22 protein-coding genes are annotated in these 22,787 nt (G+C 34.3%); 6 read left to right on the forward strand and 16 right to left on the reverse strand.

Going from position 1 to position 22,787, the window contains the following annotated elements; all coding sequences use genetic code 11:
• Window positions 1-91: 91 nt before the first annotated feature.
• Window positions 92-1,081, reverse strand: coding sequence for a MoxR family ATPase (locus KC460_04340; GenBank protein MCA9770571.1), 990 nt, complete (start codon window positions 1,079-1,081; stop codon window positions 92-94).
• 125 nt (window positions 1,082-1,206) lie between these two features.
• Between KC460_04340 and KC460_04345 the strand changes: the two genes are divergently transcribed.
• The gene (locus KC460_04345) at window positions 1,207-1,722 is read left to right on the forward strand and encodes a dCTP deaminase (GenBank protein MCA9770572.1); all 516 of its coding nucleotides are present in this window, start codon (window positions 1,207-1,209) and stop codon (window positions 1,720-1,722) included.
• A 160-nt stretch (window positions 1,723-1,882) separates the two neighbouring features.
• Here KC460_04345 and KC460_04350 read toward each other — a convergent pair whose 3' ends face one another.
• On the reverse strand, window positions 1,883-2,056 hold the full coding sequence (locus KC460_04350) for a hypothetical protein (protein MCA9770573.1): 174 nt from the start codon (window positions 2,054-2,056) through the stop codon (window positions 1,883-1,885).
• Between the two features lie 240 nt (window positions 2,057-2,296).
• On the opposite strand from KC460_04350, the gene KC460_04355 reads away from it, so the two are divergent.
• Window positions 2,297-3,460 carry an ATP-binding protein gene (locus tag KC460_04355; GenBank protein ID MCA9770574.1) on the forward strand — a complete coding sequence of 388 codons (1,164 nt, stop codon included), beginning with the start codon at window positions 2,297-2,299 and terminating at the stop codon, window positions 3,458-3,460.
• A 6-nt stretch (window positions 3,461-3,466) separates the two neighbouring features.
• On the opposite strand, the gene KC460_04360 is transcribed toward KC460_04355, so the two are convergent.
• From KC460_04360 to KC460_04390, 7 genes are all read right to left on the reverse strand, one after another.
• Entirely contained in the window at window positions 3,467-4,234 is a 768-nt protein-coding gene (locus tag KC460_04360) for an ATP-binding cassette domain-containing protein (protein ID MCA9770575.1), read from the reverse strand.
• Complete coding sequence (locus tag KC460_04365) at window positions 4,231-5,025, reverse strand: ABC transporter permease (GenBank protein MCA9770576.1); 795 nt, start codon at window positions 5,023-5,025, stop codon at window positions 4,231-4,233. The genes KC460_04360 and KC460_04365 overlap by 4 nt, the downstream gene beginning before the upstream one ends.
• A gap of 227 nt (window positions 5,026-5,252) precedes the next feature.
• Window positions 5,253-5,573: a preprotein translocase subunit SecG gene (gene secG / locus KC460_04370; protein ID MCA9770577.1), complete on the reverse strand. Its 321-nt coding sequence runs from the start codon at window positions 5,571-5,573 to the stop codon at window positions 5,253-5,255.
• Between the two features lie 43 nt (window positions 5,574-5,616).
• The gene (locus KC460_04375; GenBank protein MCA9770578.1) at window positions 5,617-6,357 is read right to left on the reverse strand and encodes a triose-phosphate isomerase; all 741 of its coding nucleotides are present in this window, start codon (window positions 6,355-6,357) and stop codon (window positions 5,617-5,619) included.
• Window positions 6,357-6,746, reverse strand: coding sequence for a DUF4870 domain-containing protein (locus KC460_04380; protein ID MCA9770579.1), 390 nt, complete (start codon window positions 6,744-6,746; stop codon window positions 6,357-6,359). The genes KC460_04375 and KC460_04380 overlap by 1 nt, the downstream gene beginning before the upstream one ends.
• Before the next feature lie 39 nt (window positions 6,747-6,785).
• Window positions 6,786-9,350, reverse strand: a complete 2,565-nt coding sequence (locus KC460_04385; GenBank protein MCA9770580.1) for an AAA family ATPase — start codon at window positions 9,348-9,350, stop codon at window positions 6,786-6,788.
• A gap of 77 nt (window positions 9,351-9,427) precedes the next feature.
• The gene (locus KC460_04390; protein MCA9770581.1) at window positions 9,428-10,744 is read right to left on the reverse strand and encodes a GIY-YIG nuclease family protein; all 1,317 of its coding nucleotides are present in this window, start codon (window positions 10,742-10,744) and stop codon (window positions 9,428-9,430) included.
• A gap of 221 nt (window positions 10,745-10,965) precedes the next feature.
• Here KC460_04390 and KC460_04395 point away from each other — a divergent pair, with 221 nt between their 5' ends.
• From KC460_04395 to KC460_04405, 3 genes are all read left to right on the forward strand, one after another.
• On the forward strand, window positions 10,966-13,071 hold the full coding sequence (locus tag KC460_04395; protein ID MCA9770582.1) for a hypothetical protein: 2,106 nt from the start codon (window positions 10,966-10,968) through the stop codon (window positions 13,069-13,071).
• A gap of 178 nt (window positions 13,072-13,249) precedes the next feature.
• On the forward strand, window positions 13,250-14,440 hold the full coding sequence (locus tag KC460_04400) for a M23 family metallopeptidase (protein MCA9770583.1): 1,191 nt from the start codon (window positions 13,250-13,252) through the stop codon (window positions 14,438-14,440).
• Window positions 14,441-14,451: 11 nt separating this feature from the next.
• Window positions 14,452-15,030: a hypothetical protein gene (locus KC460_04405; GenBank protein MCA9770584.1), complete on the forward strand. Its 579-nt coding sequence runs from the start codon at window positions 14,452-14,454 to the stop codon at window positions 15,028-15,030.
• A gap of 209 nt (window positions 15,031-15,239) precedes the next feature.
• Here the strand turns inward: KC460_04405 and KC460_04410 are convergent, their stop codons facing one another.
• The 6 genes from KC460_04410 to KC460_04435 form a co-directional block, all read right to left on the reverse strand.
• A complete protein-coding gene (locus tag KC460_04410) occupies window positions 15,240-16,610 on the reverse strand; it encodes a glutamine synthetase (protein ID MCA9770585.1) in 1,371 nt (456 codons plus the stop codon).
• Between the two features lie 116 nt (window positions 16,611-16,726).
• A complete protein-coding gene (locus KC460_04415; GenBank protein ID MCA9770586.1) occupies window positions 16,727-17,158 on the reverse strand; it encodes a hypothetical protein in 432 nt (143 codons plus the stop codon).
• A gap of 140 nt (window positions 17,159-17,298) precedes the next feature.
• The gene (locus tag KC460_04420; GenBank protein ID MCA9770587.1) at window positions 17,299-18,015 is read right to left on the reverse strand and encodes an amino acid ABC transporter ATP-binding protein; all 717 of its coding nucleotides are present in this window, start codon (window positions 18,013-18,015) and stop codon (window positions 17,299-17,301) included.
• On the reverse strand, window positions 18,002-18,661 hold the full coding sequence (locus KC460_04425; protein MCA9770588.1) for an amino acid ABC transporter permease: 660 nt from the start codon (window positions 18,659-18,661) through the stop codon (window positions 18,002-18,004). Before KC460_04425 ends, KC460_04420 begins: the two co-directional genes overlap by 14 nt.
• A complete protein-coding gene (locus KC460_04430; protein MCA9770589.1) occupies window positions 18,662-19,432 on the reverse strand; it encodes an amino acid ABC transporter substrate-binding protein in 771 nt (256 codons plus the stop codon). It lies immediately after the preceding gene.
• A gap of 154 nt (window positions 19,433-19,586) precedes the next feature.
• On the reverse strand, window positions 19,587-20,537 hold the full coding sequence (locus KC460_04435) for a hypothetical protein (protein MCA9770590.1): 951 nt from the start codon (window positions 20,535-20,537) through the stop codon (window positions 19,587-19,589).
• A gap of 250 nt (window positions 20,538-20,787) precedes the next feature.
• Between KC460_04435 and KC460_04440 the strand changes: the two genes are divergently transcribed.
• The gene (locus KC460_04440) at window positions 20,788-21,039 is read left to right on the forward strand and encodes a hypothetical protein (protein MCA9770591.1); all 252 of its coding nucleotides are present in this window, start codon (window positions 20,788-20,790) and stop codon (window positions 21,037-21,039) included.
• Window positions 21,040-21,042: 3 nt separating this feature from the next.
• Here the strand turns inward: KC460_04440 and KC460_04445 are convergent, their stop codons facing one another.
• Window positions 21,043-22,656 (reverse strand): DUF87 domain-containing protein, encoded by a 1,614-nt coding sequence (locus KC460_04445; protein ID MCA9770592.1) that lies wholly within the window; start codon window positions 22,654-22,656, stop codon window positions 21,043-21,045.
• Between the last annotated feature and the right edge of the window lie 131 nt (window positions 22,657-22,787).

The raw sequence follows: 22,787 nt of genomic DNA on the forward strand, positions 1-22,787 counted from the left end.
AACAAAAAAAATACCCTGCAATCTGCAGGGTATTTTTTTTGTTTCAACTTTACCTTATAAAAAAATATGAGCAAGTGATTGATGTGTTTTATTATGGTGTAGGAATCGTATTTAAAATTGTACTAATAATTTGGTCACTTGTAACTTCTTGTGCTTCAGCTTCATACGTTAACAATATTCTATGGCGTAAAATTGCAGGCGCTACTGCTTTAACATCATCGGGTATTACAAAGTGACGCTTTTTAATAAATGCATATGCTTTTGCAGTTTTATGAATTGCAAGGGTGGCGCGTGGGGAGGCTCCATATTGAATGAATGATGTAATATCATTAAGGCCATATTTTTGCGGCTCACGTGTTGCAAAAATGATATTGACGATATAGTCAACAATCTTTTCATCAACATAAACTTGTTTAACTAGCTCTTGCATTTCAAAAATATCTTGTTTAGAGAGTACATTTATAATTTGATTTACATCAAGTGAGCGGTGTAAGATTTCTTTTTCTGCTGTTTTATCTGGATACTTGATATGTAATTTAAACATAAAACGATCAAGTTGTGCTTCTGGTAGTTGATAGGTACCCTCTTGCTCGATTGGGTTTTGCGTTGCAAATACTAAAAATGGTTCATCAAGTTTATAACTATTAGATCCAATAGTTACTTGATGTTCTTGCATTGCTTCTAATAATGCCGATTGTACCTTTGCTGGTGAGCGATTAATTTCATCGGCTAATATTAAATTTGCAAAAATAGGTCCTTTTTTTGTTTCAAATTCTTGGGTTTTTGGATTATAAATTAAGGTTCCAATTACATCTGCGGGTAATAAATCTGGCGTAAACTGAATTCGATTAAACCTAAGCCCTAGTGCACGAGTTACTGATTTTATCATTGTCGTTTTTGCGACACCGGGTATACCTTCTAATAAAATATGTCCATTGCATAAAATTGCTATCACAATAAAATCAATAATATCGTGATTGCCGACAATAACTTTGCTGACTTCTTCGTTTAATCTATGAAACCTAATACTCTCTGCTTTTACCTGATCTATGATTGTTTGTCTGTTTTGTTCTGTTTGCATGTTATTTTCCTTTCTGATGCTTTCATTACTTTTTTAAAAAATTATTTTGTAATTTAAACATTTTATCAATGTTGTGATAGGCTGACAATCGGTTCGGCTTGTTAAAAATTTTGGAAGGGCTTTGTATGATTCTATCAGGAAAACAAATAAAAGAGCGTTTACACAAAGATATTATTATCGAGCCATTCAATGAACTACAACTTAATCCAAATAGTTATAATCTACGTTTACACAATGAGCTTGTGGTATATGAAGATCATATTCTTGATATGAAAAAAAATCATATGGTCAAGCGTATTGCAATACCAGAAGAAGGATTGATTATTGAGCCGGGTACATTATATTTAGGGCGTACAGTTGAGTATACAAAAACTGAAGGTTGTGTGCCTATGATTGAAGGCCGTTCTTCAATTGGCCGTCTTGGATTATTTATTCATATTACTGCAGGTTTTGGCGATGTTGGGTTTGCTGGTTTTTGGACATTAGAAATTTCTTGTATTCAGCCAATTCGCATTTATCCATTTGTAGCAATCTGTCAAATTTTTTATCACACCATTGAAGGTGCGTATACACATTATGTAAGTAATAAATATCAAAATAATCGTGGTATTCAGCCAAGTATGCTGTACAAAGATTTCTGATTATTCTTCTATCCACTGACAAAATTTATTTATAATCAGCTAGTTTTTTTCGCTAACCAAGGCCATATACAGTACCGTCTGCTGCTGGTGCAATCTGTCTTAAGCGTAAAAGCTGTCTTGAAGTACCATCATTATTTTTTAATTTCCATTTACTACCATACTACTTATAGGGAGTTCCATTATCTTTTGTGCCCCATATATTTTGTATATTTCCAATTTTAACATAAAATTTATAGCTATCAACGATATTTTGATTTCCAGCTCCTGTAATCTCTACCCACTTGGTATGCATAAAGCCGTTAAAAATAAAACTTATCCCTAATAAAGCCCACATTTTTTTCCTTTTTTTACCTTAAATTTAACAGTAGTAATTATATTCAGCTTGATTATATCTTTTTTTAGATCGGATAAATCAATATTTTAATACAATAAGAAGTAATATGTTCAAGGATTTTAAATTCGAAATCTCTTTTTATGAATAAGGTTTTTTGATTCTTTTTTTAAGAATCGTTGGACAAATTCGACTTTTGATATAGGATTTGTCCATATATACTCGATAGTATAAAGGAATCATATGATTAAGAGACAATTAGAAGCAGATATTATAAAGGGTGCTCAATATTTTTCAGTAATTGCTATACTTGGGCCGCGACAATCTGGTAAAACAACAACTGCTCAATCTGTATTTAAAAATCACGCCTATGTGTCGCTTGAAGATTTATATTTAAGAACTGCTGCAAAAAAAGACCCACGGACATTTTTATTGGCCAATGCAACAAAAAGTGGCATCATCATTGATGAATTTCAGCATGTGCCTGAATTACTTTCTTATATTCAAACAATTGTTGATGCACAACAAAAGCCTGGCTATTTTATTTTGACTGGTTCACAAAATTTTTTGATGAATGAGAAAATCAGCCAATCTTTGGCCGGCAGAGTTTCTATTCATATCTTGTTACCGCTTTCAACAAATGAACTTAAAAAGAGTAATATTGCATTGCCTGACATTGAACAGATGCTATATAATGGTTGTTATCCGGCATTGTATGCAAAAAATATACCGGCAGATTTGCTTTATAAAAACTATTTGCAGACATATATTGAACGTGATGTTCGCCAGCTTGCACAGGTAGGTGACCTGACAACTTTTCAAACTTTTATTTCTTTATGTGCTGCACGAGTTGGGCAGTTACTCAATATTTCTTCTCTGGGTAATGAATGCGGTGTGAGTGACTCAACAGTTAAACGATGGATTTCTGTACTCGAGGCTAGCTATGTGCTATTTTTACTTAGGCCATATCACAATAATTTTGGTAAACGACTGGTTAAAAGTCCAAAAATGTATTTTTATGATAGTGGTCTTATCTGCTATTTATTGCGTATAAAAAAAGAACAACTAGCGATACACCCTACTCGCGGTAATATTTTTGAATCATTTGTTATCTCAGATATGTTAAAGTGGTACCATAACCATGGCCAATTGCCGCTAGTTTATTTTTGGCGCGACAAAGCAGGGCATGAGATTGATTGTTTGCTCCAGGATGGTAACAGATTAGTTCCCATTGAAATAAAATCGAGTAGGACACCAAACAATCGATTTTTTGAAAATATTGAATATTGGCAGAAGTTAACGAATAATAAAGAAAAAAATTTTGTTGTATATGCTGGTGATACTACACAAGCACTTTCACATAGCGATATTATTAGCTGGCAAAATATGCAGAAAATTTTCGAGTAGTTTTTGTTAAAATTTATCTTTGGTGTGTACGATTTCGTTTTGAATTGGGCCTTCTGGCAAACCACGGATAAATTGGTGAATATATGGATTTGTTTCTTCCCAAATAGTTTTAGCCGATCCGAAATATTTTATTTTTCCTTCGTGCAGTAATGCAACATTGTCGGCAAATTTGAAAAAATTTACATCATGAGTAATAACAACTGAAGTAACTTGTAATTGCTGTTGCATATCAAACATCAATTCTTGAATCACACGAGATGTAATGGGATCAAGCCCTGTTGTAGGTTCATCGTATAAAATAATTTTTGGATTTGTGACTAGTGTACGTGCAAGGCCTACGCGCTTTTTCATACCGCCAGAAAGTTCTGATGGATATTTATATAATGTGTCTTTTTCTAAATTAACAAGTTTGAGTTTTTCTTTAACGATTGGTAATACATCTTTTTTTTTCATACCATTTTCTAATAATGTAATACCAATATTTTCAAATGTATTGAGTGAATCGAGCAGCGCTGCAAATTGAAATACATAGCCAAATTTTTTAAACTGTTGATTTAGTTCTCGTTGCGTTAGTTGTGTAATATCAACGCCATCTACAATAACTTGACCTGATGTTGGCTTCATGAGCCCTATAACCTGTTTGAGTAAAACTGATTTGCCTTCGCCAGATCTTCCAATAATACAAGTCATTTGCCCTTCAGGGATATCAAGCGTGACACCCTTAGTTACTAACTTGTTGCCAAACTGTTTTTTTAAATTGATAATTTTGATCATAGCTGTTCCAAAAATTTAGTTAAGAAATAGTTAGTAATCAAAATTAAAATAGAACTAACAACCACACTTTGTGTAGTAGAGATTCCAACACCGCGTGCACCACCATGTGTATGATAACCTTTATATGAACCGACCCAGCTTAAAATTAAGCCAAATGCTCCGGCTTTTATTAAACCGCCGCGAATATCGGCAAGCTCAACGTATGTGCGCATGTTACTCATATAATCTTCAGCACTTAATTGCAAAACATGTACGCAAATAACATATCCGCCAATAATACCGCACAACATAGCAAATAATGTTAGAAATGGCATGATGATTGTACCTGCCAAAATACGTGGTACAACTAAATACTGAAAAGTATTTATTCGTAAAGTACGTAACGCATCAATTTGCTCTGTTATTCTCATGGTGCCTAATTCTGCAGCAATCGCAGAGCATGCGCGGCCGGTGACCATTAAACCGGTTAACACCGGTCCTAATTCTCGAATCATACCAAGGGCAACAACGGCACCAATAAATTGTTCGCCACCAACACGTTGAAATCCAATATAGCTTTGCAATGCAAATACCATACCAGAGAATGAACCGGTCAACACAACGATATTAAACGAGTTTACTCCTATTCGCTCCATTTGCTGGAATGTTTTATGAATTTTTAGTTTGGTTGTAAGTAGTGTGCGAACTGTGTTGAAGAGGAAAATAAAAAAACTTCCAGTGTGTTCACAAATATCGAGTGTATATCTACCGATCGCATCTAAAAAATTTGTGACATAATTGGCCAATAACATATAATAAGCTTTCTTAATAAGGTATTACCTGGTGTTGAGCATTGCGTTATTTGTTTTTTTTGTCAATGTATCGACGATTATTGATCTTTTTCTTTGGTTAAACAGTTTTTGCTCAATCTATGTAGGTCAGATACCGCAGTAGATATGATAGTAAGACAGGTGCAATAATAGAAAAGCGAACCAATGATGATTCGCTTTTTTTATAAAACAATTTTTATAATTTAAAATTACTTAGTTGCAGATGCTGGTATTCCCGGCTGAGGTGCGGGCATTTGTTGTATTGGTCGTGCACGAGTAACATAACGATAAGAATCGCGTTGCGCCGAACGCATAAGTGCTAAAATCAATGAACCGCTCATAAAAATAACAACCAAAACCCACGTAATTTTTTGTAATAAATCTTGGCCACCAGAGCCACCAAAAAGCATTTGCGCTTGCCCACCCATGCCTCCTAGGCCCATACCGCCTTTACTTTGTTGAATTAATACTACCGAAATAAGTAAAAAACAGACAACAATAAATCCCGTTACTAAAAATCCGTATAACATAAAAATCTCCAAAAAATGGTATCTAGAGCAAATATTTTACATTTTATGATACTACTATATTTTGAAATTTTTGGAAATCCAAACTTGCCCCACCAATTAAAAATCCATCTAAGCATGTAATTTTTTTAAGATCTTGAGCATTATTGTCGTTAACACTGCCACCATATAATAGTTTATATCCATCGCTGCAAAGTACTTTTGAGCAGTATGTTTGCAGCCAAGTAAAAATATTTTGCAGGTAGTCTGACTTTGCTGCAATGCCAGTGCCGATTGCCCACAGTGGTTCATAAGCGATATATATTTTTTTGTTTTTAGCTGAATTAAAAATAGCGAGTAGCTGTTTTTGCAAAATATTATACGTTTTTTTATCTGTATACTCTTGCCCGGTTTCGCCAATACATACGATTGGTATAACATTATTCTGGAGTAATAACTCCATTTTTTGTGCAACAACCTCATTAGTTTCGCCAAAGTGCTGTCTGCGTTCGCTATGGCCAACAATGCAATAGTGTGCGCCGCATTCTCGGATAGATTGTGGGCAAATCTCTCCGGTATATGCGCCCTTTTGGTGCGCTGCGCAATTTTGTGCACCAACATAAACATTAGAAGCTTTAAAAAGTTGTGTTATTGGTGCGAGTGCATCAAAGGATGGACACACAATTATTTCTGTATTTTTTTGCTGTGCAAGCTGTATAAAATGTTTTTTATTGCTTTGCGCGTATGCAAGCGCTTGATTAAAAGAGAATTGCATCTTCCAGTTGCTGGCATAAATATATTTGTGCATTAATGATGATCTCGTTTAACTAAAAGTTTAAAAACTACTGGATATCTGAAGCATTTACCATTATATGCTTTTATTGCGCCAACGATAAATGAAACGGTGTATACAAAAGCAATAACTGGCAGCATTACGATAAATCCTAATGCTAAAAATCCACTAATTGGTCCAGCTTGAGTGCCAACCATAAGTATACTTATAGATAAGAAGCCTATACACAGTACAATTGCATTGATATGCGCATTGATAACTTCTCTGCTGTTACAGTCAATAAATCGAGACTCATCTTTTTTAAGCAGAAAAATAATGAGCGGTATAATAAAGCTGCCTACAAGTGAGGTAAGATGAGTAATCATTGCCAAAATACGATCTGATTTTGAAATTTGTTGTTTCATGGTTTCCCCCTGCCCTAAAAAAGTAACTTACTAATTTTACTATGAAACTATAAAATTACTTCCCTTATAGTCAATAGTTAGGCTCTTTGCCTCGGGATTTTTAAGTCGCTCATGTGCAAGTGGTTGCATAATATATTGTTGGATGGAACGGGTAAGTGGACGTGCACCAAATTCGGGATTGTAACCACGTATAGCAACTTCTTTGAGAGCACTAGTTGTTATAGAGAGTGTAACATGTTTTTGTGCTAATCGTGTGATTAATTCTTGTATTTTTACTTTAGCGATCTGCTGTATATTTTCTTGTGACAATTTTCTAAAGAAGGTAATTGCATCAATTCTGTTTAAAAATTCTGGGCGGAATGTTTTGTGTAATAGCTCTTTTATTCCTTCTTTGACGGTATCGCTTAATTCATCAGTGCTTAGGAGAATATCGGATCCAATGTTTGATGTCATAATAATAATGCAGTTTTTAAAGGAAACAGTATTGCCTTGTGCGTCAGTTAAATGTCCTTCATCAAGAATTTGTAAAAATATATTAAAAACATCTGGATGTGCCTTTTCTATTTCATCAAACAAAATAACACTGTATGGTTGTCGACGAACTTGCTCGGTCAATTGGCCACCTTCTTCATATCCAACATAGCCAGGAGGAGCGCCAATTAAACGAGCTACTGCATGTTTTTCCATATATTCAGACATATCGATACGAATAAGTTTGTTTGCATCATTAAATAAGAAGTCAGCAAGTGTTTTGGCAATTTCTGTTTTACCCACTCCAGTTGGCCCCAAAAATAAAAATGATCCAATAGGTCTATTTTGATCTGTCAAACCAGCACGATGCATTTGTATAGCATTAGTTACCTGTGCAAGTGCTTCATCTTGACCAATAACGCGTTGACCTAGGGCTTTTTTCATTTCAAGAAGTTTTTGTGTTTCTGTTTGCTCTAATTTGCGTGCAGGAATCTTTGTCCATTGTGCAAGAACGGCTGCAATATCGTGCTCGTCAACTTCTTGTTTAATCAGATGTGTATCAAGTTGTTTAAGTTGCTCTTGTTCATGTATGAGTTTTTTTTCAAGTTCGGCAATTTTGCCGTATTTTATTTCTGATGCTTTTGCGTAATCACCAGCTCGTTGTGCCTGCTCGAACTGTTGTGTTGCCTGCTCAATTTGTTCCTTGAGTTTTCCAATAACTTCAAGAGGTTTTTTTTCTGCTTCCCATTGTTGGCGTAGTTGTTGTTGTTCTTGTTTATAATTGCTTAACTCTCTTTCCAAATTTTTGAGTCTTTGCTGTGCTGTTTGGTTATCTTTTTCTTTTGTAAGTGCAACTTTTTCTATCTCTAGTTGTGTAATATGGCGTTCGATTTTATCCAACTCTTCTGGTTGTGAGTTTATAGACATTTGTACTTTTGCTGCGGCTTCATCCACCAAATCGATCGCTTTATCTGGCAAAAATCTACCAGGAATATTTTTTGCAGATAGTTCAACCGCTGATACCAATGCTTGATCTTTTATGCGTACGCCATGGTGCAATTCATAACGTTCTTTTAAACCACGCAAAATAGAAATAGCATCTGGCACTGAAGGTTCTTCTACTAATACTCGTTGAAAGCGTCGTTCAAGCGCTGCATCTTTTTCTATATATTTTTTATACTCAGCAAGAGTTGTTGCGCCAATGCAATGCAATATACCGCGTGCAAGTGCTGGTTTTAATAAATTCGATGCATCCATACCGCCGCCAGTAGATCCGGCGCCCACTAGCATATGTAACTCATCGATAAACAAAATAATACGATCTTGATGCTCTTCGATTTCTTTTAAAATATTTTTAATGCGCTCTTCGAATTCACCTTGATATTTGGTACCTGCCAACAACAGGCCAAGGTCTAATGCATAAATTGTTTTGCCATGTAAATTTTCTGGTACATCGTTATTGATAATGCGTTGTGCAATACCTTCTACAATAGCAGTTTTACCAACACCAGGTTGGCCAATTAGCACTGGATTGTTTTTTGTTCTGCGCGAGAGTATTTGTATAACGCGTCGTATTTCTTCATGCCGACCAATAACGGGATCAAGTTTGCCATTTTGCGCGTGCTCGGTTATGTTGATGCAATATTTTTGCAATATTTGATAGGTTTCTTCGGCATTTTTACTTGTAGCTTTTTTATTTTGTCTGAGTTCATTCATATAATTCACAACAATTTGTTTCGTGATGTTATTAGCATTGAAAAATATTTTGATCGCGTGTGGTATGTAATCTGATGTTACCCAACCAAGCAATATATGTTCAAGGCTAATAAATGTGTCGCCTAATTCATCAGCTTCGTTTGTACAGGTTTTCAAAAATTGTTCCATTGAATTACCAATGCCTAGCTGTGTGTCTTGAGCTGTGGGTAACCGACCAACCTCTTGCTGTATGATTTTTTTTAATTCCGAAGTTGATATATTTATATGCTTAAAAAATGATTGATAAAATTGATGTTCAAGCCCAGCATGTAACGTGTGTATTGGTTCAAGTGTTGGGTTGTTTTGCTGTTTAGCAATGCGTGCTGCATTGTTTAATAATTCTTGTGTTGCATTTGTAAATTGTTGTGTATTCATCATATGCCTCCCCATTGGTGTCTATATATGATTAGTAGTTTGCCATGTGTATTAGGGAACGCAAGAGGTTTAATTTTTTTTTACAGCTGCTTACCTCTTCTATATCTATGATACGTTATAGCAAAATGGTGTGCATAATCTCGCAATGCAATCAATGCTTTACCTATATTTGTATGTAGGTCTAATGGAATTGATTTTTTTGTATCGCTTAAAAAAATACGGTCAACAGTATGCTTATGGGAATTGGGCTTTGCTAAGCTGATGCATGGGGTATTGCCGACAAGAGGTGCAACTATATTAAGTTGCCCTTTGCCGCCGTCAATTAAAATAAGACTGGGAAAATCACCGTGTCGGTAACGACGGCAGACAATTTCTTGCAGCGCAGCATAATCGTTTTGTTGCATTAAGCTATTGATTTTAAATCGCCTGAATTTATTTTTATCTGGCATGCCATCAGTAAAGCGTATACATGAGCCGACAATAAAGCTACTTTGAAAATGCGAAATATCAAAACAATCAATTGAGTGTACTGGCATATTTAAATTTAAAAACTGCTGCAAGTCTTGTGCAAGTTTCTTTCTGCTTTGTACGAGGGCTGTGGGTGCAGTAGCTGCAAAAATCTGATCTTCAAATTTGCGTTCAGAGAATTTTGTTTTAAGTGTATCAAAAATAATATCAATATTTTGTATATATCCATATAGGTGTTTTGCTTTTTCAAATTCAAAATAAGTGTTGTAATTCTGAATTTCTTTGTTGATTGATCTAATAAATGACTTTTTATTTTGTTTAATTGTTTGATAGGCAAGGTTCAATCGAATATTATAACCATTGATATCAAAATTTTTTTTGCAGCTACCGGCACAGTTACCAATGTGATAATCAAGGCAGCCATTTTCAATATGCTTATTACACACATTAAGTTTGAACGTTTCAGTTAAAAATTTGAATGCGCGTCGTGTTGATTTTTTATGTAAAAATGGTCCGATGTATTTTCCCTTTTTCTTCTTATTTCGCACAAGCTCCATGTTGTTTTTTGTAAATAAAATATACAAAAATGGTTGTCCGTCTTTTAAAAGCGTATTGCATTTTGGCTGATGCTGACGGATCAACTGTGCTTCAAGAAGTAATGCCTCAATTTCATTATTTGTGAGTATATATTCAAGAGCGGCATAATCATGCATTATCGTATTAATCTTCCAATCATCATGTTTTTTATTAAAATACGAGTGTACTCTTTTTCTGATTGAGTTTGCTTTGCCAATATAAATAACTTGGTTGTTATTATTTTTGAAGAGGTACACACCTGGTGCATTGGGTAATACTTTTTCTATTGTGCTATCAGCTGTCTTTTTGATAAATGAAGGTAGTATTGAGTGCACTTTTTTTGTTTTTTTCATTTGATATACCCTCATCTCAATGTATATAATCTTGGTAAGCGCATTTCCCACATGCCTTATTATACCACAGATATTTCTATCTGTCCCTTATCTTTTGCGTCAAAAATTGCTTTATTTTTAATATAGCGTAAGCTTTTTAGTGACTTGTATTTTTAATAATTTTAGCGACTTGTATTTTTAATAAATAGAAAAGAGCTATATAGCTATTAAGGAATTTTTACATGAAGAAGACGCGTTTATTTTTTTTCAATTTTATATTTGTAATATTTCTTGTGCAGCTTGCCCTACAGCCATGTTTGTATGCGTCAGAAAACAGAGGGGTATATGATGTCGCAGGGCAGCAATATTTGCGTTCGTTGCAAGTCTTAGTTCCGAATAAAAAATCCTTGTCTGCTGATGACAAAACAAAAGTAAGTTTGAAAAAGATATTTATGAAGGATCAAGAAAAACTGACCATTTTGCTACAGCAGCTTTCTGATAATGATTCTCAGGTTGCTGTTGATTCAGTAACAGAAGATCTTTTGATGGATCTTAATGTTTTTTATGGTCATTCATCTGATCCAAGCTGTTCATTACACAAGATAATGGATCGTACAACTACAGTATTTGGTAAAGCTGGTTTGGTCAATATGCTTGCACAACCATCTGCTAATATTGATCAATTGCATTCTCGACAAATGCTTATTAAAAAAATGGTAAAAGATACTGATTTTTTTATTACTGTACATAATGTGTTACAAAAAGTCCGTGCGGCAGAAGATGGCTTTTTTTCATACTGGCAAAAAGAAGATTCAGAAGTTACTAAATTGGTTAATAAAGTATATTGGAATAACCGATTGCCAAATATGTTGAACAAAAGTGCTATTGCGCTCGAGGTTGGTACTCGATTAAATAACCTTGTAACTGGATTGAAGCTTTCTTTTCCAGCAATTTTGATGGCAGTTTCTGATTGTGGACAACAGTATACGATGACAAAAAAAATTGATGTTGGGCAAGTACTTAAAAATACATCGGAAGGTGTTATTAGTTTTTTTAGTCCAAAACCTATATATGATGACTATAAAATGATAAGGTCAGGAGAGAAATACAAGAAGATTTCTAATGAGTATTCAATGTATGGTCTCGATTGCCCATATTCAGAAGCAGAATTTAAAAAAATTAGCTATATAGGGTTGGGTATTTGGGCGATTATTAAAACTTTGATGATTGGTGGTTATGTATATTCGGCTAAAACTACACTGTCTGAGGCGGGTGAAAATCAAAATATAATTAATTATTTGCATACTAGACTTATTGATGTTGCAACAATAACGAGCATTATAAAAGAGATTGGAGAATTAGCCGGAAACTATAAGGAAGTATTTCATGGATTATTATCCCTGTCTTGTGCGTATGATTTATTTGATGCAAATAGTATAAAATCGGCAGAATGCAAAACTGTGATTGAATTATTGCAGACAAATACCTTTAAGGATAAGGCATCATTTTTTTCTCGTTCTGGGCGTGTTTTAGCAGCGCATACTTTATTCAAACAAGTAAAGAATGAATTTATTAAAGCGCTACAAGTCATTGGAGAGTTAGATGCATGTTTTTCTATAGCTAAGATTTATAAAGAATCTCAACATAGAAAAGTATCTTATTCTTTTGTTGAGTATAAAAAGGGAAAAACTCCGTACATACAACTAAAAGAGTTTTGGAATCCATTTGTTGATACAGATAAAGTTGTTACCAATACAATTATTTTAGATGGTGCTACGTTGCCGCGTGGCGTTGTATTGACTGGCTCTAATACGGGTGGTAAATCAACATTACTAAAAGCTATATTTATTAATTTATTACTTGCGCAAACGTGCGGTATTGTTGCTGCTAAAAAAGCAGTGATTGTTCCGTGTGATTATATCGTGAGCTCTTTGAATATTAGCGATAATACTGCAGCAGGTATTTCTTTATTCCAATCTGAGGTAAACCGTGCAAAATCTATTGCCCAGATTGTTGAGCAATCAGCTGTAGATAATAAACTTGTTTTTGTTGGTATTGATGAGTTATTTACAGGAACATCAGCAAATAAGGGTAAACAGGCGGCAATAGAGTTTGTACAGAAACTACTTACTAAAAATAATTGTTCATTTATGTTTGCAACTCACTTTTCATCGGTAACAGATCTTGAAAAAATGAGCAGTGGTATATGCAAAAATATGAAGATGGAGGCGTTTGCTCAGGCAGATGGTTCTATTATTCGCCCATTTAAATTAGAAGATGGTATCAGCACACATAACATTGCCAATGCAATTTTGGCACAGCAATTGAATGGTGTTGTAGGGCGCTAATTTATTAAACATTATAGTTTTTATATTAAAGAAGCGGCTTAAACCCGCTTCTTTTTTTTATCTCTGGGATAATCTTAGGGTAATGCAATACATGTATAAATAACTTGTTGTTGATTTTCAAAACAACTATATTATAGATAATAGAAAAACGTGTAAGTAACAAAGGAAATTAATGAAAATGAGCCTCAAGTATGTTGTTTTAATTATCGTGTTAGGTGTCTGTGGCTTGCTTGGCAAAATTGGTTATACATTTTTTTTTGATAGTACAAAACCGTTTATTATGATTTATGGCATAGAAAATAACAAATCTTACGCTGGAGATATTGAGTGTAAAGTTTCTAGCGATAAAAGTGGCAACCTTGCTGTGTGGCTTGATGAAAAGCCATTGATTACTAGTTTTAAATTAGCTGCCAATGTGAATGCATATCCATTTACTATTCCTACAAAAACGCTTGCCAATGGCAAACATATGTTAAAAGCTACACTGACAGATAAAACGTTTAATAAAAACGTAACGGCTATTGAACGAAACTTTGAGGTAGATAATGTACCGTTGCAGGCAGCATTTATAAAACAAGATATGCAACACAAAGTATTTCAAGGACGTACATTGCATGTGCAATTTCAAGTAAACAAGCCAATTAAAAAAGCAGAAATTCAGGTGCTTGCGCATACGTATGATTGTATCCCAGAATCAAAAAATTCGTCAGTATATGAATGTTTTATACCGATTGCATGTGAAGAGATGCCCAATGAGTATCTTCTTTCTGCAGTTATTACTGACCGTGTTGGTAATGTTTTGAATCTAGATAGTAAATTTCACATTATGCCATTTCCATTTAAAACACAACATTTGCATGTTGATTCAAAACAAGTAGAAAAAGAAAAAGAAGTTGGTTTGCCAAACTCTCAGCTTGAAGAGCAAATAGCTGAATTGACAAAAAAATCACCAAAAGAAAAACTATGGCGTGGTGCTTTTTGTACACCACTTGAAGTCAAGCGTGTTACGTGTGATTTTGGTACAGTACGTACTACCCAAGAAAAAGGGCGTTATGCGCATAAAGCGCTTGATGTAATTAATTTACCAAAAAGTGTTGTATGGTCAACGCAAAATGGTATTGTGGTAATTAAAGATCGCTATGCTATGACAGGTAATACTGTTGTTGTTGATCATGGTATGGGTATACTTTCTATGTTTTGCCATTTGGAAGATTTTGCCGATATTGAAGTTGGTCAAAAAGTTGCAAAGGGTAATCCTGTTGGCACAATGGGCAAAACTGGTTATGCGCAAGGATATCACTTACATTGGGAAATGCGACTAAACAACATTGCTATTGATCCTATGCAATGGACGAAAGCAAATTTTTAGCGGAGTAAACGATGTATTTTAAACCGTTGGACAGTAAAATATATTCTTTAGCGGTACAATTAAATCCAGTAAGTCGTTATATACTTACTGGATTTTTTCTTTGTGGCATTGTTTGGTTCTGGTTATTTTTTTTGTATTTTCCATTAGATGCGCGTATTAATTGTGTTAGTAGCCAGTGTCGTTTAATGAGCACACAATACGATCAGCTAGAGTACGCCACAGCAGAGTGTAAAGAGCTGCAACATCGTGTGAGTCAATTGCATGTAACGCTTAATGCATATCGATCTAATCAACCAAAATATAATGATACAAATATGTGTCCTGTTTTTTATATTACTCGTTGTATACATAAAGCGGGCTCAAAACTTAATACATGTAAAGCACAAGCAAAAACAAAAAAAGATTGGTATACGCAACAAGAAATACTATGTAACAGTAGCGGAAATATGGAGAAGATTATTTCGTTCTTTAATGTACTTGAGAAATCATTACAACTGTGCACATGTGATAATTTTTCACTGACTCAATCGAGCGAAGGTGCGTGGAATCTTTCGTGTAAGCTTTCCTATTATCAGATAAGCGAACAATAAAATATTACTTAACTAAATATTTTTTTATTTTTGCTCTATTTTTTAGTAGAGAAACGATAAAAATAAAATGCCCTTCAACTTAGAACAAGCTGAAGGGTTAGGGGGGTGAACAATACTTAGACGTATTGTTCGTTTAGGGACACTTTAAAATTTTCTGGACAAACTTGGGAAGATCGTAACAATCAGCTACCTTGTTGTCAAGAAAATTTTTAGCTATGATGATAGCGTTTTAATTCCCAATCGGTAACAATCCTATTGAACAAACTAATTTCATTATTTTTTGCTTTTAAAAATTCTGAACGCAAACGTTGACTGAATATAGCTTGTACAAATGTGCTTGCTTCAAATAGGTCAAGCGCATGTTGCAATGAAGTTGGTAGTGTTTGTATACCGTACGTACAAATTTCATCAGGAGATAACCTATACAAGTTTTGTTCTATAGCATCAGGTATTATTTCTTGATATTGTATTCCCGCAAGTCCTGCTTCTAACAATGCGGTAAATGCGAGGTATGGATTACACAATGCATCGGGACAACGCAACTCAGCTCGTGCAGCGGCTCCGCAATCATGATCAAATTCAGGAATACGAATAAGTGCACTTCTGTTTTTATTTGCCCAGCATACATAAGTTGGTGCTTCATAGCCTGGCACCAAGCGTTTGAACGAGTTTATAGTAGAATTGAATATCGCATCTAATTCGCGAATATGTTTTAAAACGCCTGCTATAAACTGATACGCTGTTTGTGAAAGGCCGCAAGAGTTATATGGATCGTAAAAGAGATTTGTACCAGTGTTTATGTCGCACAGACTAAAGTGAATGTGCATTCCACTTCCATTTTGTCCAAAGATTGGTTTTGGCATAAAGGTTGCGTCGAGATTATTTTGTGATGCCCACTCTCTAATTGCATGTTTGGCTAAAATAATTTGATCTGCAACTACGAGCGGATTATGATGATTGATTACTATTTCATGTTGGCCTGATGCAACTTCGTGGTGTAATTTTACTGCATCAACACCATACTGTTGCAGTGTTTGTAAAAGGCTTCTTTTTTGAGCAGCACGCAATGGGCATGGTTCTCTATCGCAATAGCCTAGGGTGTCACATGTTGCTTTTGTATTGTTATCAAATAAAAAGAATTCTATTTCAAGCCCAACATATAGACCATATCCTAAATGTGCTGCTTTTTGCATTGTTTGTTTGAGAACATTGCGAGGGCAGGCATCGTATGGTTTGCCAGGACCATAGCCATTATCACATATAACAACACCAACATTACCATCACACGTGGGAACAGATCTGAAGGTATTTGTGTCAAGTGTTAAATGCATATCACTTTCATAAATATTAGTAAAACCTGGAATTGATGAACCGTCAAAATATAAACCCTCATCAATTGCATTCTCAATATGCTGTGCCGGAATCATTATTTCTTTGAGGTGTGCAACTAGATCAGTAAAAAAGCAGCGAATAAACTGTATATTATGATTGGTAATTTTTTGCAACATATGTTGTTTATGCGCATATAGCGATATTGAACAACATAACAATAACAATAAAGATAACAACTGTTTCTTCATAAACTTTTCCTTCTAAAAATTGATTAAGAATGCTTATTGATGCGGAAAGCATGCTTACTACAATATCTTCCTTATAACACATTATTTTGTAATTTTTTTACTGTTTTAGCATATCTTTATTTATTTTGTGTATTTATACTTTGTTGAGCTGTTTGGTTTATATATTTATTTTTGTACGCCTCATAAATTGGTCCATCAATATGTTGCCAATCCCCATCTTTTGTAATTAATTGAGTGTTGCCGGGAAGTATCCACGGCTTTATTGTCCCACCATTTTGAATGACTGTTTGTACACAATCGGCTAAATAAGATTTTGATACCGTTCTTTTTTTAGCATTTTTTTGCTTGTTATTAATATTCTTTCCGGCAGCTTGTTCCACCCATGAAAGTACTTGAGTTGATATATAACCAATAGGATTGAATTGGAAGCCATTATGTATAAACTCTACCATTTCGGTGTTTTTTTTGTTTTCCATCGTAAAAAGTGGACAATGTATAAAAAAAGCACTGATTGTTATTGAGAAAAATATCCTGCAAGATGAAAACATTGTTATTCCTTTATGTTGTTAACATTATTTTGCTTTTAAACTATCTGTACAGTATTAAGATGTTAAGTGTATACATCATATATATTTCCATCAATAAAAAATTAAAGATGTAAGATGATGTATAACATTAGAGAGCGAGATTATATTGAGCCGGCAATGAACGAAGTAAGTTTTGGAAATTGTTGTGGATTCTTTTTGATCTCTGCCGATGTTGCTGTTTCAATAATGCGTCCTGCTTCTATTAAATAAATAGTACAGTCTAATTTTTTAAGCAGTTCAGTATCATGTGATGCAACAAGTACAATATAACCTTGTTTTGCAAGTTCTTGAATATTGTTGGCAACATGCGTTGTTAAAAGTGGGTCAAGTGCTGATGTGGGCTCATCTAAACAAATAATTTTGGGTTTCATTGCAAGTGAACGTGCAATAGCAAGACGCTGTTTTTGTCCGCCAGAAAGATTTTGCGGATATGTATTTTTTTTATCTTCAAGTCCGTAATGTGCAAGTAGATTGTGTGCAATAGCATGTGCTTCTTTTCTTGATGTATCAAATACTGTTTGAAGTGGTAGTGTGATATTTTGTTCCACCGTTATGTGATCAAACAAATTAAAACCTTGAAATACCATGCCGATAGTATGGTTTTTACTCACTTGTTTTAAATCAAGGGGTTTATTGTCCAGTGTAACTGTACCGCCATTTAGTGTTTCTAAATTATTTAAAATACGTAACAACGTTGACTTACCAACACCAGACCCACCAATAAGCATAGCAATTTCACCTTTTTTTACTGAAAATGAGATGCTATCAATGACTTTTTTGTTACCAAATGTTTTTTTAATATTTTCAAGTTTTAACATGGCGACTCATTTTTTTTTCTAATTGTGCAATAATAATAGAAAGAGTTGTCGTCATAACTAAATAAATGATCGCAACAGCACAGTATATACTCAAAGCATCAAAAGTTCGGCTTCTTATGAACCATGCTTCTTTTGTTAGTTCTACTACACCAATAGTTGAGGCCAAACTTGAATCCTTTACTAGTGTAATAAATTCGTTACCAAGTGCGGGCAACACAACACGAAATGCCTGCGGTAATACAATATAACGAGTAATTTGCATGTTACTCATTCCAAGTGTTCGGGCTGCTTCTAATTGCCCACTACTGACAGAGCTAATGCCAGAACGAATGATTTGGCTAACATACGCAGCACTGTTTAAACTGATTGCCAAAACAGCTGACCAGAACAGTGGTAACTTTAACCCAAGTTCTGGTAATACATATGCAGCGAATGCGATTTGAATTAACATTGGTGTACCACGAATAATCGTTGCATACAATGCTACTAAAGATCTTATAATTTTATTTTTACCTGATTGAAGTAAACCTAAGATAGTGCCAAAAAATATTCCGGAAAAACAGCCTATAACAGAAATTTGTAAGGTGACCTGCGAACCGCGCAGGAGCAGTGGTAATGAATTTATTATTAATTCTATATCAATCATTTACTGGATATTCCATTTTTTCTTTAATGTATCAATGGTATTATCAGTTTCCATAGAATGTAATGCCTTTTGCACCTGTTCTAATAGTTGAGGGTGTTTTTTTGAAATACCAAGCGAGTAGCTATCACTTGTTCCCTCAACAGGTACGATATTAAAACTATCTACTCCTTGTTTTTCAAAAAATGGTTGTGCACTATTGCGTGCTGTTACAAAAGCATCAACTTGTCCAGCTTTAAGAGCTAAAAATCCTTCGGATAGCGTGCCTAAACGAATGAGCTCAATACCTTTTTTTTCTGACATATAAAAATCTGCAATAAATCCTTCATTGACTACAACCTTTTTACCTACTAGATCATTAATACTTTTGATATGTTGATTGTCACTTTTCATGCTTATGATAATAAGCGGATCTCCAGAAATATATGGCTTAGTAAATAACAAATTTTTTTCACGTTCTTTAGTAGTTGTTATGCCAGCAGCAATTAACTGGATACTACCAATTTGTGCTTCAGGAATTAATGTATCAAATGGCATATCTCGTAAGATCATTTTTTTATTAAGGCGATTTGCTACCTCTTGTGCTATATCTATATCAAAGCCAACAATAGTATCATTTTTCATAAAAGAAAACGGTGGATATTCGGCGTTTGTCCCAACTATGATAAATTCTTTATCCCTTTTTGTGACAGTATGCTTTTTTTGTGCAATATGCCATAATAGCATGATGCTTGCAATAATAAGTACAACAATAAGAGTTATTTTTTTTATCATGATTCATTCAATGAAAAAGTTGTCGTTAACTTTTGATTTATGCCTTTGAATACAGGGTAATTGCTTTATTTTAAAGCGTCAAGATAAACTGGTATTAATATAAGAGCCCGACCGTTTATTGCGGTCGGGTGCAAAACTAATGTCTATTGCCTTATTATCGTCCTAAGTCCCTATTAATTGATTCAATTTCACCTTCAAGCTTTTGGCCAATGTAGTCTTTGAGCTGTCCTTTTGTTTTGTGAGAAAAAGCAGAACTTTTTCTTAGTCTATCAGTACGTCTTCCAACTTGAGTTCTCATTCTCTCCACAATTTTATCTGTTCGCATCGGGGTATATGAAGATTTAGATTTATTGCGGGTAGTTGAAATAGTGAATTCTTGGAATGCATCTAAAAATAAATTGTTGATTTGAGTATCATCGAGATTTTGAGATCCGGCTCTTTCTTTTGCTTTATTTATTATTGCGCTTATATTGCCAATTTCATTGCTGCCATAGAAGTAATGATCTGCAAGCTCCTTAATTTTTTCCTCATTATTTTTTTCAATTTTCTCTGTTGATAAGCGTTGTGTGTTGCTATAGTAACGAGTAACTTTGTTTGCTAATGTTTGTCCGACAAATTCGTCAAGAATTCCATCTCCGTGCGCACTATTAAGCAAGCTTTGAGCTTCCTTTGCAATATTTTTAGCTATTATAGAAGCTGTGCCGCTATCAATAGATAACTTAGCTGCATGACTCCATGCATCTGCTTCAATTTGTTTAATAATTTCTTTTTTTATCATTAATCTGATTCCAGCTTTTGTGCAGACTCGAACATCAGCTTTTGTATTGCGATACCAACAATTATTGAGGGAAACATTGGTGCGTATAAATGTGCAGCCCGCACAATCAGTATCTCTTAAGTTGCGAATAACTCTTTCTTTTGCTTCTGTCACACTACTGTTATTTCTTTTATGATAGGAGAAAAGATCGTCAATTTTAGTGTTAACATAGCCAGGAATGTTTTCTCCGGCTATTTCTTCTAGGGTATTTGCAAGTACCGTACTGTTGCTGGTAGCTATCAATAGAACAAGACCAAGTCCAAAAACTTTAAAATAAGAATTTTTCATAAATAATTCCCTATACATAAAAAGATTGATTGATTATCATCTAATCTATCAAAATTATAGACATAACCCTGCTAAAGCTATAAATATAATTATATTTTACTATTAATTGAAACTCAGTGTAGGAAGATAATGGAGCGCTGTCAATCAATATATTCAAGAGCTCTTATGGTAAATTATTGTTTAAAATAAGGTATTTTTTATAAAATTATAATAAATAGAAATAGATAACCTTTCTAAAGGAGAGAGTATTATGAAAAAGTATCAAAAATGGCTTCTAAGCACATTGTTATTTTTAGCTGTTGTCCCTGCTTTAGTCAATGCGTGGTGTTGTATGCCACCAGATAAGCACTGTGAAAATAGCTATACCTTTGATGAGAACGGCAAAGATATATTTGTAGACGAAAAAGGTAATAACGCGGCAAAAGATAGTGATAATAAATGTGCCAAATGTCACCATGATATTGAAGCGCATATGTGTGATGAATCAGGTTGGCCGGAGTAGTATTTAAAAGATTTCCTGTACTAATTCGTCAATTTTTTTAGCAGTTACTTGTGGGCTCATTGCATGATAAAATTGCTCATCGTATTCTCGTGTTTGAATAACGACGGGCATTGTTAATGCATGTCCCATCAATAGTGCCTGCTTTTTGGTATCAAGAGAAGCTAGAATTGATTTTAAGTTGTTGGCATTATTGACGCCAGTCAAGACTGCCTGAATATCTTTTTCATCATTTAATTGCGCTACAATCTTTGTACCAATTTGTGAAATAATTTCTTGATCTATGCCGGATGGTCGCTGGTCAACAACGAGCAATGAAACGTAATATTTTCTCATTTCTCGCGCAATAGTGCCAAAAATGGTTTGCCGTGCTGCTTGTGGATTTAGGAATTTATGAGCTTCTTCAATGGTGATCATCAGCTGATTTGGCTTGTCTTCGGTTTTTTGTGAACCCAAAAAATTTTCTGTACGCGTAATATATTCTGAATGAATTCTACGCGTGATAATATTGGCAATCAACAAATAGCAAAATGTTGACGTATAATTGCCAAACTCAATAATTATATTTATATCTTTATTGATGTATTCCATCATTTGATCAACTACTGAATGTGTTTTGGTAGCACCTATTGCGGTTACTCTCTTAAAAAATGGTAATCGTTCAATGCGTTTTAATTTTCTATATAATGCTGCAATAGATTCTGGGTGTGCGCCAAGTGCTTGAGCAAATTCTTTTATATTTTCACCTTGCTCGAGTAATACTTGTAACCAGTTTTGTTTATACCGTGCTGCAATCAAATATGCAGCTTCTAAAGCTGTAGCATGTAGATGTAGCTCACTTTGTAGTGAAATAATATCTTCTACATGTATTGATTGGTATGAAAGTTCCATGCACACATCTGGTGATCCACCGCGTCGCCTAGTTGATTCCGGATCTAAAGAAAATATAACAACTTTTGAGGGAAATAGTGTTTTAAGTCCCTTTACAAATGATTGCCCCTTTCCTTCTTTGCGTGCTTGCAAACCATATTCACTATGCATATCAAAAATTAAGTTTACTGCCTTTTCCTGTTTGATTAGACCCGCTAATACTAATCGTGTTAAAAATGTTTTGCCAGTACCTGTTTTGCCAAAAATACCATTACTACGTTCAGTTAATTTTTCCAAATTAATACAGACTGGTGTATCCATATCGAGCGGCTTACCAATACTAAAAAATTTTTTTGTTACCTCTTTTTCGTCACCAAAAATTAAAGCAACATCTTTTTTAGTTGCGTCAAAGACAGGCGCAAAATGTGGAGGAATTGTTTTGACAGGCATTAGTTGTTTATCTTTGTTTAGCATTAGCATTGGTTTGAGTTGAGCTGTTGCGTATATATCTTTTTGCGAGAGAGTTTCTTTAAGTAGTGTTTCACTATCTTTAGGTGGAAAAACTAAAATATCTTGATTGGTAACATGTAGACTTAAATCAGTAATTAACGAAAAAAACTGGTAACTACTTCCTTGTATTGAAACAAATTTACCAGTTTTTATTTCTTCAAGCTGTGTGCCTGGTGCAATCCTCATCATGAAGCCATCATTAAGTGAGCCAGAAATAATTTGTCCTAACTTTTGCTTCATTGTGAATGCTATGTGCCCTCGTTTTTTTATCAATATCTTTAATGTTATTTCTATGAACCTATCCCAAAATTAAAATCTTGAAATAATTTTGTAAAAAAAGGAAAATCTCGCTGATAAAAAGATGTTAAAAA

The organism is Candidatus Dependentiae bacterium (genome assembly GCA_020431705.1).
Lineage (GTDB): Bacteria > Babelota > Babeliae > Babelales > Vermiphilaceae > JAGQHQ01.